The 14,262-nt window shown below is 64.2% G+C and carries 12 protein-coding genes and 1 pseudogene; 5 read left to right on the forward strand and 8 right to left on the reverse strand.

Features of this window, described 5'->3' with window-relative positions:
• Nucleotides 1–56: 56 nt before the first annotated feature.
• From GON09_RS21030 to GON09_RS21040, 3 genes are read right to left on the reverse strand one after another with little or no spacing between them, the layout of a single operon-like run.
• Nucleotides 57–1,151 (reverse strand): phosphotransferase family protein, encoded by a 1,095-nt coding sequence (locus tag GON09_RS21030; RefSeq protein ID WP_213933544.1) that lies wholly within the window; start codon nucleotides 1,149–1,151, stop codon nucleotides 57–59.
• The gene (locus GON09_RS21035; protein ID WP_213933545.1) at nucleotides 1,148–1,864 is read right to left on the reverse strand and encodes a TetR/AcrR family transcriptional regulator; all 717 of its coding nucleotides are present in this window, start codon (nucleotides 1,862–1,864) and stop codon (nucleotides 1,148–1,150) included. Before GON09_RS21035 ends, GON09_RS21030 begins: the two co-directional genes overlap by 4 nt.
• Nucleotides 1,857–3,476: a class I adenylate-forming enzyme family protein gene (locus GON09_RS21040; RefSeq protein WP_307854434.1), complete on the reverse strand. Its 1,620-nt coding sequence runs from the start codon at nucleotides 3,474–3,476 to the stop codon at nucleotides 1,857–1,859. The genes GON09_RS21035 and GON09_RS21040 overlap by 8 nt, the downstream gene beginning before the upstream one ends.
• Nucleotides 3,477–3,797: 321 nt before the next feature.
• On the opposite strand from GON09_RS21040, the gene GON09_RS21045 reads away from it, so the two are divergent.
• Together GON09_RS21045 and GON09_RS21050 are read left to right on the forward strand one after the other, a co-directional pair.
• Nucleotides 3,798–5,123, forward strand: coding sequence for an MFS transporter (locus GON09_RS21045; RefSeq protein ID WP_213933547.1), 1,326 nt, complete (start codon nucleotides 3,798–3,800; stop codon nucleotides 5,121–5,123).
• Nucleotides 5,124–5,129: 6 nt separating this feature from the next.
• Nucleotides 5,130–5,933: a response regulator transcription factor gene (locus tag GON09_RS21050; protein ID WP_213933549.1), complete on the forward strand. Its 804-nt coding sequence runs from the start codon at nucleotides 5,130–5,132 to the stop codon at nucleotides 5,931–5,933.
• Here the strand turns inward: GON09_RS21050 and GON09_RS21055 are convergent.
• The 5 genes from GON09_RS21055 to GON09_RS21075 all read right to left on the reverse strand — a co-directional run bounded on the left by GON09_RS21055 (nucleotide 5,909) and on the right by GON09_RS21075 (nucleotide 11,203).
• A complete protein-coding gene (locus GON09_RS21055) occupies nucleotides 5,909–6,292 on the reverse strand; it encodes a hypothetical protein (RefSeq protein ID WP_213933551.1) in 384 nt (127 codons plus the stop codon). The two genes, GON09_RS21050 and GON09_RS21055, sit on opposite strands and share 25 nt — an antisense overlap.
• The gene (locus GON09_RS21060) at nucleotides 6,289–7,458 is read right to left on the reverse strand and encodes an LLM class flavin-dependent oxidoreductase (RefSeq protein ID WP_213933553.1); all 1,170 of its coding nucleotides are present in this window, start codon (nucleotides 7,456–7,458) and stop codon (nucleotides 6,289–6,291) included. Before GON09_RS21060 ends, GON09_RS21055 begins: the two co-directional genes overlap by 4 nt.
• Before the next feature lie 99 nt (nucleotides 7,459–7,557).
• The gene (locus GON09_RS21065) at nucleotides 7,558–8,178 is read right to left on the reverse strand and encodes a TetR/AcrR family transcriptional regulator (protein WP_213933554.1); all 621 of its coding nucleotides are present in this window, start codon (nucleotides 8,176–8,178) and stop codon (nucleotides 7,558–7,560) included.
• Between the two features lie 112 nt (nucleotides 8,179–8,290).
• Nucleotides 8,291–9,832 carry an acyl-CoA synthetase gene (locus GON09_RS21070; protein WP_213933555.1) on the reverse strand — a complete coding sequence of 514 codons (1,542 nt, stop codon included), beginning with the start codon at nucleotides 9,830–9,832 and terminating at the stop codon, nucleotides 8,291–8,293.
• Nucleotides 9,833–9,856: 24 nt separating this feature from the next.
• Entirely contained in the window at nucleotides 9,857–11,203 is a 1,347-nt protein-coding gene (locus GON09_RS21075) for an MFS transporter (RefSeq protein ID WP_213933556.1), read from the reverse strand.
• A gap of 250 nt (nucleotides 11,204–11,453) precedes the next feature.
• Here GON09_RS21075 and GON09_RS28415 point away from each other — a divergent pair.
• The 3 genes and pseudogenes from GON09_RS28415 to GON09_RS21085 form a co-directional block, all read left to right on the forward strand.
• Nucleotides 11,454–11,689, forward strand: a pseudogene (locus GON09_RS28415) (SDR family oxidoreductase); the annotation flags it as partial.
• Nucleotides 11,690–11,802: 113 nt separating this feature from the next.
• Nucleotides 11,803–13,137, forward strand: a complete 1,335-nt coding sequence (locus tag GON09_RS21080) for a cytochrome P450 (protein WP_213933557.1) — start codon at nucleotides 11,803–11,805, stop codon at nucleotides 13,135–13,137.
• Between the two features lie 335 nt (nucleotides 13,138–13,472).
• Nucleotides 13,473–14,195, forward strand: coding sequence for a M23 family metallopeptidase (locus GON09_RS21085; protein ID WP_213934555.1), 723 nt, complete (start codon nucleotides 13,473–13,475; stop codon nucleotides 14,193–14,195).
• Nucleotides 14,196–14,262: the final 67 nt, after the last annotated feature.

A 14,262-nucleotide genomic window follows, 5' to 3' on the forward strand; every position in this document is an offset into this window, starting at 1 on the left:
GCCAATCCTTGTGATGAGTGCCCGATGGGACGAGATGAATTGTGCGGCAGAGTGGATCAGCCGGCCAGGCCCGGAAGCGACGAGAGCGATGCTCGCTCCAGAGCGCGCTCGAGCAGCGGGCCGACCATGTCGCCGATGTCGTCGAAGCCGTCGCCTTCGGTATGTCCCTGTAGGTGACGGGCATGAATACCTTCGAGGATTACTGCGATCTTGAAGTCCGCGAACACCAGGTACCAATCGATCCCGGATACGTCGATTCCTCGGGCCTTCGCGTAGGCGTGCACGAGGTCGTCACGTGTGGGAAAGCCCGGTAGTGCTGTCGCACCCGCGGTGATGGGGTTGTGGAACTCACCTTCATGATCCCAGAACGAACACAGGATGCCGAGATCGGTGAGCGTGTCTCCGAGCGTCGACATCTCCCAGTCCAGGACACCCAGAATATGGGCCGGGTCGGAGGCATCGACCATGAGATTGTCGATCTTGAAGTCGCCGTGCACGATTCCGGGATGCCGGCTCTCCGGCATCGATGCCAGGAGCCGGGAGTGCAACTCGTCGACCTCCTTGCGGGGCGCGGTCATGGACGAGTTCCACTGTCGTTGCCACCGGCCGAGTTGTCGTTCGAGATAGCCGTCGGGGCGTCCCCAGTCGTCGAGCCCGACCTCGGAGGGGTCGATCTCGTGCAGGGCGACGAGCGTGTCGATCATCGAGTGCGCCAGTGCGGACCGTTGGCTCGGAGTGAGTCGTGCGGTGTCCTCCGCCGTGCGGAGCGTGATTCCTTCGAGCTTGTCCATGACGTAGAAGGGGGCGCCGATGACCGCGATGTCCTCACACAGCCCGACCGTTCGGGGGACCGGGACGGCGCTGTCGCGTAAGGCGGTGAGGGCCCGGTATTCACGGCCCATGTCGTGCGCCGTGGCCAGCACGTGTCCGAGCGGAGGTCTGCGGAGAATCCATCGGTGGCTGCCGTCGGTGAGTTCGTAGGTCGGGTTGGAGCGTCCACCTGCGATCAATCGTGTCGTGAGTTGCTCTCCGATGGTTCCGGTTTCGCTCTCGGAAAGCCAGGGACGCACTCGTGCGCCGTCGAGAGTGGATGCGGTGACGACCGGCGGAGGAATGTTCTGCGTCGTGTTCGGCTTCGTGGGCACACTCATGTGTTCGGCCTTTCGGCAGTGGGAGTCGGATACGGAGTCGGTCGGCTGAGGGGGTGGCTCGCAGGCGTGGTGTCGGCGAGGTCGGCGCCGGCGGTTCCGAGCGCAAGCGCGGCATAACGATCGGCCAGTTCGTCGGGGGAGAGTTCACCACCGGGGCGGTACCAGCTCGCGATGGAGTACCCCATGTTGATGATGGCTCGCGCAGCCTCGCGCGGGTACGGAGTGGTGAACGAACCATCGGCGACCCCGCGGTCGATGACCTCGTGGAACAGTTGCTCCTGGTGGTCGCGCAGGGTGATCACCAGCCGATGTCCCACGTCGTCGAGACTGCGGATCTCCGACGCGCCGATCAGTGCTTCCGCGCGCCGGCTCGTGTGGAACAGGACCCAGGTCCGCACGAGTGCCTCGAGTTGCGACACCGGGGTTTCGCCGGCGCGTAGTACAGCTGCTCGCGTCAACGAGATGACGTCGCCGAGGACCTTCTCCATGATCTCCTGGAGAATGATCTGCTTGGAGGCGAAGTGGTGGTAGATCGAGGCCGGGGTGATGCCCGCGTCCCGAGCGATGTCCCGCACGGAGGTGCCGTGGTAACCGAGACGTTGGAAGTTCTCGACCGCTGAATTGAGAATATTCTCGCGGCCGGTTGCGACTTCTGTTTGCAGGCGCGCAGGCTCTCTGCCGCGGTCGGGGGGACCGGACTTCGACTCACCCATTGCGCAGCTCCCGGCGCAGTAGTTTGCCACTGGCGTTCTTGGGCAGTTCGTCGAGAACGACCACGGAACGCGGATACTTGTAGGCGGCCATCCGGTCCCGGCAGAACGCGATCAATTCCTCTTCCCGGGCTGTCGCACCGGGGACGAGGGAAACGAACGCTCGGACGGTCTCGCCGCGATACTCGTCCGGAACTCCCACCACGGAGGCTTCTCGCACGGCGGGATGCTGGTAGAGAACGTCTTCGACATCACGCGGTACGACCTTGTATCCACCTGCATTGATCAGGTCTTTGATCCGGTCCACCACGAACAGCCATCCGTCCTCGGTCATCTTGCCGAGGTCGCCGGTATGCAACCATCCGTCGCGGATGGCGTGGGCGGATTCTTCCGGTAGTTGCCAGTAGCCCGGGACCACCATCGGTCCGGCAACGACGATCTCACCGGCCTCACCCGGGTCGACGTCCCGCCCGTCGACCGGGTCGACGATGCGGATCTGCGCGCCGGGAACGGGGACTCCGACGGACAAGGCACCGCTTTCCGGATCCGTCGGAGGATCGATGTCGGGCGGCCCGAGGTGCGTCGGAGACGTCGTCTCGGTCATACCGTAGGCACCGCGCAGGGTCCATCCCGAGGCGGCGCGGATCCGATCGACGAGCGCCTGACTGACGGGCGCTCCCCCGGAAGGCGTCTTGGTCAGCGAGGAGACGTCGACCTCGCGAAGGCAGGGATGGTTGGTCAACGCAATGAATGCGGTGCTCGCGCCGATCATGAAGGTTCCTCGCCGGCGTTCCACGGCCCGCAGTGTTGCTTCGGCGTCGAATCGGTGCAGTAGCACGAGCGGGGCGCCGCTGACGATGTGCACACCGAAACCGGCAACGAGCCCGGTGATGTGGAATACCGGTGCGAGGCCGATGATGACGTCGCGTTCGGGCCGCAGATCCCACCACCGCGTGTACACCGTGGAACTGTGCACCATCGCGCTGTGCAGGTTCATCGCACCCTTGGAACGCCCTGTTGTTCCGGAAGTGTAAGTGAGCGAAGCGATATCACTCGAGCTGCACTCTGTGGGCGTCGGGCGGCGATCGCGATACTCGGCCATCGACGATCGCCAGTCCGATGTGTCGGCGAAGACCTTGCGCGGCGGCACGTGCGGTTCGATCGCGGCCGGCATGGTCGCGTTCGGAGTCATGTCGAGGGGGTGGGTGGTCACTACGGTGTGCAGTGGCGTGCGAGGTCGGATGTCGGCGACCACCGATTCGTAGAGCTCGTCCAGGCAGATCAAGGCCACCGCGCCGGAGTCCGTGAGGATGTGGAGGAGTTCTCCGGCGCGCAGCATCGGATTGACCGCGACAGGGACCGCGCGCAACTTCCACGCGGCCAGGAGCGCGACCAGCCATTGCGGATCGTTCTGCAGGTAGATCGCGACTCGGTCGCCCGCTGTCACTCCTTTGTCGTGCAGAGCAGCAGCCAGCGCGTCGGCTGCACCGTCGATATCCGCGAACGACAACGTGGCGTCGAAGTAGTGCACCGCGGGGTCGTGGGGGCGTCCGGCCGCGTGCTCGTTCCATGCATCGAGCATCGTCGGGAACGATCCGGTCAGGTCGGGAGACACGGACGCCGGGTAGTGCTTCGTCCATGGGGATATGGCTGCATCCATTCGGTTCACCATTCTTCACCTCGACTGTGTACGAGTACGTCACCCGCTGCGTGGTTCTCCGGCGTGCCGGCGTAGCGAAGCGGAGACCCGATTTCTCCGCTCCCTGCATGCTTACAACCGAACGATCGTTTGTCAATATCAACTTTACTGCAGATATCGCCGGTTTGAACAGGTAAAACGTTCGAAGTTGATGATTGAGGTTGACAATCGATCGTTAGGCGGACAACGATCACCGGCAATGACCTGGATCACACTTCAATCTGGAGGGTCCGACACATGACCGCACAAGACGTGGGAGCTCGCTCCTCGCGGACCACGACGGATCAGGATCGACGGAAGTCGCGCAGAGCTGCCCTCGCCGGCGGTGTCGGCACGCTGATCGAGTACTACGATTTCAGTCTCTACGGCTACATGGCAGTCGTCATCGCTCCCATGTTCTTCCCGAGCGACGATCCGGTGACGTCGCTGCTGTCGGCATTGGCGGTGTTCGGAACGGCGTACCTGGTTCGGCCGTTGGGCGGAATCGTGTTCGGCCATATCGGTGATCGCTTCGGCCGCAAGAAGGCGTTGATGGCCACGCTGGTCTGCATGGGTGTCGGCAGCACGGCAATGGGTCTGCTTCCGACCCCTGCGCAGATCGGGATCTGGGCAACCGTCCTTCTCGTCCTCGTCCGGGTGATCCAAGGTTTCTCGGCCGGTGGTGAGGTGGGAGGGTCCGCAACCTTCATCTCGGAATCGACACCGCGCCATCTCAAAGCCACTTACGGATCGTTCACGCCACTCGGTTCCACGGGTGGTTTCGCACTCGCTGCGGCCGTGGCAGGAATCGTGTCGGCCCTCACCACGGACGTGCAGATGGAATCGTGGGGATGGCGCATCCCGTTCCTTCTCGCCCTGCCTCTCACATTGTTCTGCCTGTGGGTCCGGACCCGCGTCTCGGAGACCCACGACGTCTCGGAAAGCGCCGAGGCAGCCCACAGTCCGGTCGGATCGGTTTTCCGGAAACAACCGCGAGCACTTCTCCAGGCCACTGCGATCAGCGCTGCGGTCAACGGAACCGCATACATCGGCTTGACCTACATGGCAATCCACCTTTCCAAGCAACTCGGATACGACACGGCACCCGTCTACTGGGTGACCACGCTGGCCATCGGCATCGCAGCGCTGAGCATGCCGCTCGGGGGTCTGCTCGGCGATCGCATCGGACTGAACCGGCTGATGACTCTGGGATTCGTCGGTTTCGTGGTGCTCACCTATCCGATGATGGGCATCATGCAGCACAGCTTGTTCATCGCGGCGGTCGCGTTCATCGTGATCATGATGAATTCTGTTGCCACACAGGTGGGTGCCTACACGCTGCTCCCTCAGCTCTTCGACAAGCGCTCCCGGTACACCGGTGTCGCCATGGGATGGAATCTCGGAGTCATCATCGCCGGCGGCACCGCACCGTTCTTCGCCGTCTGGCTCGTCGAACGGACCGGGAACATCTTGGCCCCGTCGTTCTTCGTCATCACCCTGGCCTTGGTCGGCCTGCTCACAGTGCTGACGATCCGCGCGAACCACACCACCGAAACCGAGGACGAGCCCGGCGTCACCGGGTAGGCGGCGATGATGGAACCGCGGGCATGGCACGACGAACTCTCGAGAAAGCAGGCACTGGGGATTCTGGCGGTGCTGGAGCAATGCGAAGAGGCCCGGGGTGGAAAGGCTTTCAAGGAAGCCATGGTGTGTGCGATATCCACCCACTTCGGTGTACGGGATGTCACGTTCTTCCACGGGAGAACATACGCGGAGATCTTCGATGATCCGGCTCCCGTACTGACCGGCGCGGCAGCACCGCTGCTCACCGCTTACCGAGATCGATGGCAGGACAAGGACGTCTTCGCGTTGCCTCGGTCTCGCCGAGTGCTGTCCTCCTGTGGATTTGCGACCCTGGACGAATTGCCGAAACTGCCTTCGCCGCAACACTCCTATGTCGTCGACTATCTGCGCCCGAACGATATCGGAACCGCCTCCGCCATCCACCTGCCGCTCGCCGATGGCCAAGCACTGGTCGGAATGTTCGACAAGGTGCGTTCATGGGACAGGTCCGATCTGATCGCGATGCGTGTGCTTGCACGCCACTTGCGCTCGCGGACAGCGACGATCGCGATAACCGAGGAATCGGTGGATCCGTTGGGGAACCTCACTCGGCGTCAGCTCGACGTCGCAGAGTTGGTCGGTCACGGGTTGAGCAACGCCGAGATCGCCGAGAGATTGTCCCTGTCGGAGCTGTCGATCAAGAAGTACATCAGCCGGATCTTCGACGTGACGGGCCACCGCAATCGGTCGGAACTGGCAATCGCGGTGCTGCGCCGCGACCGAAAGTCACATGCGCAGCACCGCGATCATGAAGCCGACGCGGGTGTGTAGGCGATGACGCTCAATCCGTTCGGGGACCTCAGCGGCACTCGAACCTCGTGACCACCGCGGGAAACGTCGCCGACGTCCCACCCGAGTGATCGGGCTCGTTCGACGGTGGCCGTGAGGTCGGCGGTGCGGGCGAGCAGAGACCACGCCGGCCCCTCGGACTCGTCGGAGATGCTGAGGACATCCCATGTGGCCCAACCGGTTGCATCGGAGAACTTGGGACGGCCCAGGACCGTGGACAGGTCGTTCGCGGTCGCAGCCCACCGATCGGTCGAGTGCATCACCGTCACGCGCTCGAACAGGGTGCCGAAGCTCTCCGATTCCGGCAGATCGCGTTGTGCGTCGATGTCCGCCGTCGTCATCCGCGGCCGAGCTCTGCTTCGTACTTCTTGGTCATGTGCTCGACGGCCTTGACGTGTTCGGCGGCTTGCCCCTCACGAACCGCCTGCGCGCGCTCGGCGGCGTCGATCATCGGCTGCGCTTGGCCTTGGAAGTACGGCATGACATCCTGCGCGAACAATTCGTAGGAGCGACGTGTGGCCTGCGGGTCGGCCCAGTCGTGTCCCTGGAGGAGCAGGGTACCGAATCCTCCGGACTGGTCGATCAGACGCTGCACCTGTCCGCGCGCTTCCTCTGCGGTGCCGATGACGCCGATGCCCGAGGTGTTGATGAAGTCGATCATCTCGTGCTTGTTCGTGCCCCGGACGTCCATCTGAGGGAAGGCGGCTACGTGCTGGAGATAGTTGAACCAGTACTCGATTCCGTGCTCGACGTCCTTGTACGCCTGTTCCTTGGTCTCGGCGATATGGAACGGGCCGACCAGGCGCCACGTGGACCGGTCCACTTCGTCGCTGCGGCCGGCCTGGGCGGCGAATTCCTCGAGCAGGCCCCAATGATGTTGCAGAGCACTGAAACCGTCGGCGGTCAACGTTGCCGCGATGGAGAGCAGACCGATTCCGTACTTGCCGGCCAGACGCGCACCGGTCGGAGAGGCGATCGCAGCCACTACGACGTCGAAGAGCGGGTCCGAATACGGTGCCATCTGGATCTTGGCGTCGAACAGTTCGTGCGTACGCGTCTTGGCGGAAACGGTCTCGCCTCGGAGCAACCGCATGATGATGTCGGTGTTCTCCGCAAGCAATTCGCGGGTGTCGATCTGCGACAGACCGAGCATCGCTGCATCTGTGGGCAGAGAACCGGGGCCCAGTCCGAACAACACTCGGCCTCGGGTGAGGTGATCGAGCATGACCATTCGTTCGGCCGCCCACAACGGGTTGTGATACGAGACCGACGTGACGCCCGTGCCGAGCTTGATCCGGCTCGTGCGTTCCCCTGCGGCGGCAATCATGATCTCGGGCGACGCGTAGATCTCGGCGCCGGCCGAGTGGTGCTCGCCGAACCACGCCTCGTCGTACCCTAGCTGCTCGAGATACTGCACCAGTTCCAGATCACGCTGCAGGAGCAACGTGGGATTCTGTCCTGGCTCGTGGATCGGGGCGAGGAAGGTTCCGAACTTCAACCGGCTCATGCGGCACTCCCTTTGTCGGTGGCGTGAGTGATAGAAGGCAAAGCTATGACTCGGGCCACACGCGGGGTAGTCCGCAAAAGTAGACATTCGACGAACGAACTAGGGGAGGGGGTGCACGGGCTCCCTCTGCACCATCGCCAACGCGAGATCTGCGTATCGATGCGCCAACTCGTCGGGTGTCAGCGGTCCGTCGGCCCGCCACCACGTGCACACCGACTGGCCCATGTTCACGATCGCGCGAACCGCGTCTCTCGGGTACCGCACGGCAAAAGCGCCCTCTTCGACGCCTCGGTCGATCACGTCACGGAACAGCCCTTCCTGTTCGTCCCGTAAGGCGACGATGAGCCGGCGCCCCGCCTCGTCGAGACTTCGCATCTCGGTTGCCCCCACCAGAGCGTCGAGCTGGCGGGTGGTGTGGAACATGACCCAGGCGCGTACCAGGGTCTGCAGTTGGGCTTCGGGGGTGCCGCCCGCCCGCAGCAACGCACCGCGGGTCATGGAAATCGCGTCGTGCAATGCACGGACCATGATGTCCTGCAGGATCTCCTGCTTGGACGCGAAGTGGTGATAGATCGAAGCCACGGTGATGTCCGCCCCTCGGGCGATGTCGCGCATGGACGTTCCGTGGTACCCCCGCTCGTTCATGTGGCGCAGCGCGGAGTCGAGGATCGCCTGCCGACCGTTACCCGCACTCACCGAATCCGACTTTGCTGCGCACATGCTGGATCCGCCCTTCCTGCTGAAACCGGTGTCAGCGTAGTCGCCCCCGCGGAGACCACCGGACGGAGTCCGTCTTCCGGAGTTGCCTGTCCGGAGGGGCGGGGGCGACTACTCATGCCGACGCTGAAGCGAAGTGCTCCTGCAGGGTTCGTTTCACCAACTTGCCGGTTGGGGTCCGCGGCAGATCGTCGGTGAAGACGATCCGACGGGGAATCTTGTACTTGGCGATACGTTGCTGCAGGTAGGCGCTGAGTTCGTCGGCGAGGGTCTCGTCGCCGACGACGCCGGTGCCGGGTTGCACCACCGCGGTGACGACCTCGCCCATCTCGGCGTCCGGCACTCCGATCACTCCCGCGTCGAGCACCTTCGGGTGTTCGACGAGAACATTCTCGATTTCTTGTGGATAGATGTTGACTCCACCCGAGATGATGAGAAACGAGCCTCGGTCGGTCAGGAACAGGTAACCGTCCTCGTCGAGATAACCGACATCTCCCGTAGTCGTCCAGGTGGGGTGATCCGGGTGCTGGGCGTCGCGCGTCTTCTCCGGGGCGTTGTGGTACTCGAACGGCAGCGTCTCGCGCTCGAAATAGATGGTGCCGATCTCTCCGGTCGGCAGTTCCGTCCCGTTCTCCCCGCAGATGTGAACGGCACCGAGAACAGGCCGTCCCACCGTTCCGGGCTTGCGCAGCCATTGTTCGGTATCGACGATCGTCAATCCGTTGAGTTCCGTGGAGGAGTAGTACTCCGAGAGTATCGGGCCCCACCATGCGATCATCTGCCGTTTGACCTCGACCGGGCAGGGCGCTGCAGCGTGCACCGCAACCCGCAGACTCGACACGTCGTAGCGGCCTCGCACCTGCTCGGGAAGCTTGAGCATGCGTACGAACATGGTGGGCACCCACTGGCTGTAGGTGACCTGATACCGCTCGATGTACTCGAGTGCCTTCTCGGCGTCGAAGCGATCCATCACGACAACCGTGCCGCCGAGGGCCTGAACCGCCGCGCACGTGCGCAGCGGTGCGGCGTGGTACAGCGGAGCGGGCGACAGATAGACGGTGTCGGAGTCGACGTTCCACACCTCGGCGTTCATCGCCGTCATCGTGTCACCGGGTTCGTGGACCTGTCGCTCGGGCAGTGCAGGTTTGATGCCCTTCGGTCGACCGGTGGTGCCGGACGAGTACAGCATGTCGGTCCCGCGCGGTTGGTCGTCGAGAGGTGCATCGGATTCGCCGGCCGCCGCTACGTCCAGGTCGGAGAATCCGGCAACTGCGCCTCCGAAGGAGAGTCGGTGCGTCGTGGTCGGGATCAACGGCACCAAGGCGTCGGCGATCTCCGCCAATGCCGCGTCGACGACGACGGCCCTCGCGCCACAGTCGGTGACGATGTATGCCGCTTCGGCAGGGGTGAGATGCCAATTCACCATGGTGATGTACAAACCTGACCGCATGGCAGCCCAATAGATATCGAACACGCGCAGGTTGTTGGTGGACAATACCGCCAGATGGTCTCCGCGCCGCAGTCCCAGCGTCTGCAGGTGGCGGGCGACGCGAATCGAATTGGAATCGAGTTCGGCGAAGGAGACCGTGTCGCCTGTTCCGGCCATGATCGCGGCCGGCTTGTTCGGTGTGGTGTCCAGATATGCACCGGGATACATGACTACTCCAAGGGGTCGGGAGGGTCAGCGGCGTCGGCGAGCGAGGGCCACCAGACAGATGAGGGCGAACACTGCGAGCGCTACGTTCATCATGCCGACCCGCCAGAAGTTCGCCACGTCGCCGTTGATCAGTGCAACCATCGCCATGGGTGCCATGCCACCGAGGATCGCTGCGGCCTGGTAACCGAGTGACGCTCCGGAATAGCGGATTTCGGGCGGGAAGAGTTCGGAGAACAACGCGGCCTGCGGACCGGTCTGGAATGACATGACCACGCACGAGACGATCAAGGCGACGGCCAGCGGCCAGATGTTCTCCGGCGTGGAGGACCCGATGAGAAGCCACATCGGTACCGCCCACAGTCCCATACCGACGATGCCGATTCCGTAGATGAGCTTGCGGCCGTACAGATCCGACAGGTACGCGGTCAGGGGAACCATCGGCACGAGCACGCCGGCGGCGATCAGGATGATCGTCAGGACATCGGAGCGCGCGATGCCGAGGTCGGTGGTCGCCACCTGCACCGAGCCGGTGATGGTGATGTAGAACATGACGATACCGACGAGATAGGTGCCTCCGGCCATGAGGACCGTGCCGCTGTTGTGGCGTAGGACCTCGAGGATGGGGGAGCGGCGCTGCGCCGGCGCTTGCGCGAGTTTGGCTTCTACTTGCTGGAACTCGGGGGTTTCCTCGAGGTAGCGATGGATCACGAATGCGACGACGAGCATGAAGAGGCTGATCCAGAACGGCACCCGCCATCCCCACGAGGTGAATGCTTCGGGAGAGACCGCCCAGGCCATCACGAGGAAGACGGCATTTCCCACGACCACGCCGATCGGGATGCCGAGCTGGGCGAAGCTGCCGTAGAAGCCGCGTCGGTTTGCGGGAGCGTATTCGGTGGCCAGTAGAACTGCGCCACCCCACTGGGCTCCGACCGCCAGGCCCTGGCAGATACGCAGGAGTACGAGCATCGCTGGTGCGAGCCAAGCGATCGAGGTGTTCGGCACGAATCCGATCAGTGTCGTCGCGACACCCATGATCAGAATGGCGGCTACCAGAACGGGCTTGCGACCGTATTTGTCACCGAAGTGGCCCGAGACGATTCCACCGATCGGACGAGCGATGAATCCGACAGCGACCGTCGCGAACGAGTTGAGTGCTGCGACCACTTCACTGTCGGTGGCGAAGAACGTGGTGTTGAACACCAATGCCGCGGCAGTGGCGTAGATGAAGAAGTCGTACCACTCGAGGGAGGTCGACACCGCGGCAGCGAAAGCGGCCTTGCGGGCGGGTCGGCGTGACTGGAGACGCGCAGCGTGCACGGACTCGTCGAGAGGCGCGTCCTTCGCTCGGGAACCCGAATGGGTAGCCATGAGGCCCTTCCTGTCGAAGATTATTGCCAAGCGATCGTTCGGTCGGCGTCCGAGACGATATGTGACCCACAGCACCGCGTCAACTTCGTGCTCGTTCGCTCCGAGTCGCCGCGTCGTCGACGACTCTTCTTTTGCTACTGGGAAATAGGCTGCACGATGTCGATATCCTTCCGAAATCGACGAAAAGCGCCGAACCGAACGGTGACGGAAGGCGAACATTCGTTCGTCTGAGGATGGGTTTTCCCCCAGGGTCTGCAGCGCCGCCGAGGCGGCCGTCACCGTCCCGCCGGACTCACTGCGTATCGAGTTCGAGGGCAGGATCAAGGTGACGACGTTCGAGCCGACGGGAAATCACCGGTACGAATTCGGCGAGCTCATCAGCCCGAGGACCTCGCGAACGCCGTGGTCCGCGTCATCGACCGACCGTGGGGTATCGGTCTGTCCGACGTCACCGTGCGCGCGAGCGGTGAGGACTACTCGTACTGAACCGGGTGCATGTCCTCGGCCCTCCGTGGCTCCGGAAGGTCGCTCCCCGCGTTTGAACGCGGTCGTGTGGGGGATTCTCCATAGGTCCTGTCCCCTCGACGCCGGGAGCACCTGTGCCTGCAACGACCGCGACCGTTTCGCCCACCGACGCCGTTCGGCTCCTGGGACAGGTGGCCGTGCCGTTCGTCGCGGTGGGACCGATCGCTCGGCGACGTTGGGCCATGAAGTTGCTCGAGAAGAACCAATCGGACGCTCGCGTGGTCCGCTTGGTCGCGGATCTGCGTAAGCGGCACGGTGACGGGCCGCTCGTCGTGCCGATCCCCGGACGCACGCTCGCGCTCGTCCTGACGTCGGACGATGTGGATCGGATCCTGCGCACCGACACGGCGTCGTTCACCGCGGCCAACAAGGAGAAGATGGCTGCGCTCAGCCCGTTCCAGCCCAACGGTGTGCTCATCTCCCGAGGTGACATCCGCGCCCAGCGGCGTGCCTTCAACGAGTCGGTGCTCGAACCGGAACACGCCCTGCACCGCCTCGCGAGCGAGTGGGTCCCCGTGATCGAGCAGGAAGCGCAGGGGCTGCTCGATCAGGCGAGGTCGCGCGGTGAACTCGACGCCCCGGATTTCGTGCGGGCCTGGTGGCGGCTGGTCCGGCGACTCGCGTTCGGCGACGCCGCTCGTGACGACGAGGGCATCACCGACCAGCTGTGGACGCTGCGCTCGAACGGGAACTGGTCGTTCGCGCATCCCCTTCGGCACCGCCTGCGCGATCGATTCACCCAGAACCTGCACCGCCACGTCACTGCGGCTCCCTCCGAAAGCCTGGCAGGGGTGGTCCGAGATCTCGCAGCACCGGCGTCCGTGGACCCGATCGGGCAGATGCCGCACTGGCTGTTCGCGTTCGATGCCGCGGGCATGGTCGGCGCCCGCACCCTCGCCGTACTGTCCACCCACTCCGAGCAGCGCCTGCGCGTCGAGTCCGAACTGACGGGAACCGAAGCCGGGACACCGCAGGTCTACGAGTACCTGCGGGCCTGCGTGCTGGATACGACCCGGCTGTGGCCGACCACTCCCGTGATCCTCCGGGACTCCGTGGAGGAGACCACGTGGAGCGACGGCGCAGGAGGTACCACGACCATCCCTTCGGGGACGGGTTTCGTGATCCTCTCCTCGGCCTTCCATCGCGCCGACGACCTACCGTTCGCCGACACCTTCGAACCCGAGATCTGGCTGGACGGTCGAGCCGAACGCTATCCGGCGCTCGTGCCGTTCAGTGCCGGCCCGACGGTGTGCCCCGGACGCAGCATCGTCCTCTTCACGGCGAGCACCTTCCTCGCCTGTCTGCTCCGCTCCGCGGACTTCACCGTGGTGTCGGACGTGAAGCCCGATCCGGCGCGTCCGTTGCCCGCTACATTCGACAATTTCGGCTTGCGTTTCGCGGTGCGATAACCACCTCGCATACCCCATATCGGGGTGACCTACGGGCAGCCTGTGACATGACGTCGCTCACTGTTTGCCGCGGTTCCACCCCGAACAGGTGAGAGCGATGTTGTCCCTGTGACTCGAGTGGGGCGAAACGGGCAGTTTTTGTCCGGTACCGGTCGGTTTTCTGTCAACTCGACACGCTGGCATCGTCAAACATCGAAGTACTCTGTGATGGAATCGTGACCCTATCGTTACCGAGGGCCTGTCCCAGAGGAACTGTTGTGAGCCGAAATCCTGAATCCACTCCCATCCGAGCAACCACCGACATCCGTCGCCGTGCAGCACGTACCGGCAGGTGGATGGCCGTCGCGGTCCTTGCGAGCGCAGTGACGGTCGGTGGCACGACGGTCGCGAACGCCGCGGGCGACCAGATCCGCGCCGAGTCCGGTGCGGCATGGACCGGTGCCGGCGAGAACCTGTCCACGGCACCCCAGGTGCTGAAGGTTGCCGATGTCGATGCGTCGCACTACACCGAAAAGCTGAACCGCGCCGCCGAGCGGGAAGCGCAGCGCGTCGCCGAGGCGATCGCTGCCCAGGAAGCGGCACAGCGGGCCGACGCCGAGCGGATCGCCCGCGAAGCCGCCGAACAGGCAGCTCGCGAAGAAGCCGCTCGTCGTCCTGCCCTCGCATTCCCGGCCGCCGGCACTCTCACCTCGGGCTACGGCCCGCGCTGGGGCACCAACCACAACGGCATCGACGTCGCCAACGCGATCGGCACCCCCATCGTCTCGGTCACCGACGGTGTCGTGATCGAGTCCGGTCCGGCCTCGGGCTTCGGCCTGTGGGTGCGCATCGCCCAGGACGACGGCACGACCGGCGTGTACGGCCACATCGACCAGTCCCTCGTGTCGGTCGGCCAGCACGTCCGCGCCGGCCAGCAGATCGCCACGATGGGCAACCGCGGCCAGTCCACCGGCCCGCACCTGCACTACGAGGTGTGGCAGCCGGGTGGCGCCAAGATCGATCCGATCCCGTGGTTCCACGCGCGCGGCGTTCCCGTGCCCAGCTCTCACCTGGGCTGATCCGGTGCACGACGGCCTGTGAACGAAGCCTGAAACGAGCACTGCCCCGACGTATTCCGCGTCGGGG

It is taken from the genome of Rhodococcus sp. B50 (genome assembly GCF_013602415.1).
Taxonomy (GTDB): Bacteria; Actinomycetota; Actinomycetes; order Mycobacteriales; family Mycobacteriaceae; genus Rhodococcus.

Bases quoted from the DNA above. Each gene is read 5' to 3' on its own strand.
- GON09_RS21030 (WP_213933544.1), bottom strand. From the start codon at position 1,151: ATGAGTGTGCCCACGAAGCCGAACACGACGCAGAACATTCCTCCGCCG.
- GON09_RS21035 (WP_213933545.1), bottom strand. From the start codon at position 1,864: ATGGGTGAGTCGAAGTCCGGTCCCCCCGACCGCGGCAGAGAGCCTGCG.
- GON09_RS21045 (WP_213933547.1), top strand. From the start codon at position 3,798: ATGACCGCACAAGACGTGGGAGCTCGCTCCTCGCGGACCACGACGGAT.
- GON09_RS21050 (WP_213933549.1), top strand. From the start codon at position 5,130: ATGATGGAACCGCGGGCATGGCACGACGAACTCTCGAGAAAGCAGGCA.
- GON09_RS21055 (WP_213933551.1), bottom strand. From the start codon at position 6,292: ATGACGACGGCGGACATCGACGCACAACGCGATCTGCCGGAATCGGAG.
- GON09_RS21060 (WP_213933553.1), bottom strand. From the start codon at position 7,458: ATGAGCCGGTTGAAGTTCGGAACCTTCCTCGCCCCGATCCACGAGCCA.
- GON09_RS21065 (WP_213933554.1), bottom strand. From the start codon at position 8,178: ATGTGCGCAGCAAAGTCGGATTCGGTGAGTGCGGGTAACGGTCGGCAG.
- GON09_RS21070 (WP_213933555.1), bottom strand. From the start codon at position 9,832: ATGTATCCCGGTGCATATCTGGACACCACACCGAACAAGCCGGCCGCG.
- GON09_RS21075 (WP_213933556.1), bottom strand. From the start codon at position 11,203: ATGGCTACCCATTCGGGTTCCCGAGCGAAGGACGCGCCTCTCGACGAG.
- GON09_RS21085 (WP_213934555.1), top strand. From the start codon at position 13,473: ATGGCCGTCGCGGTCCTTGCGAGCGCAGTGACGGTCGGTGGCACGACG.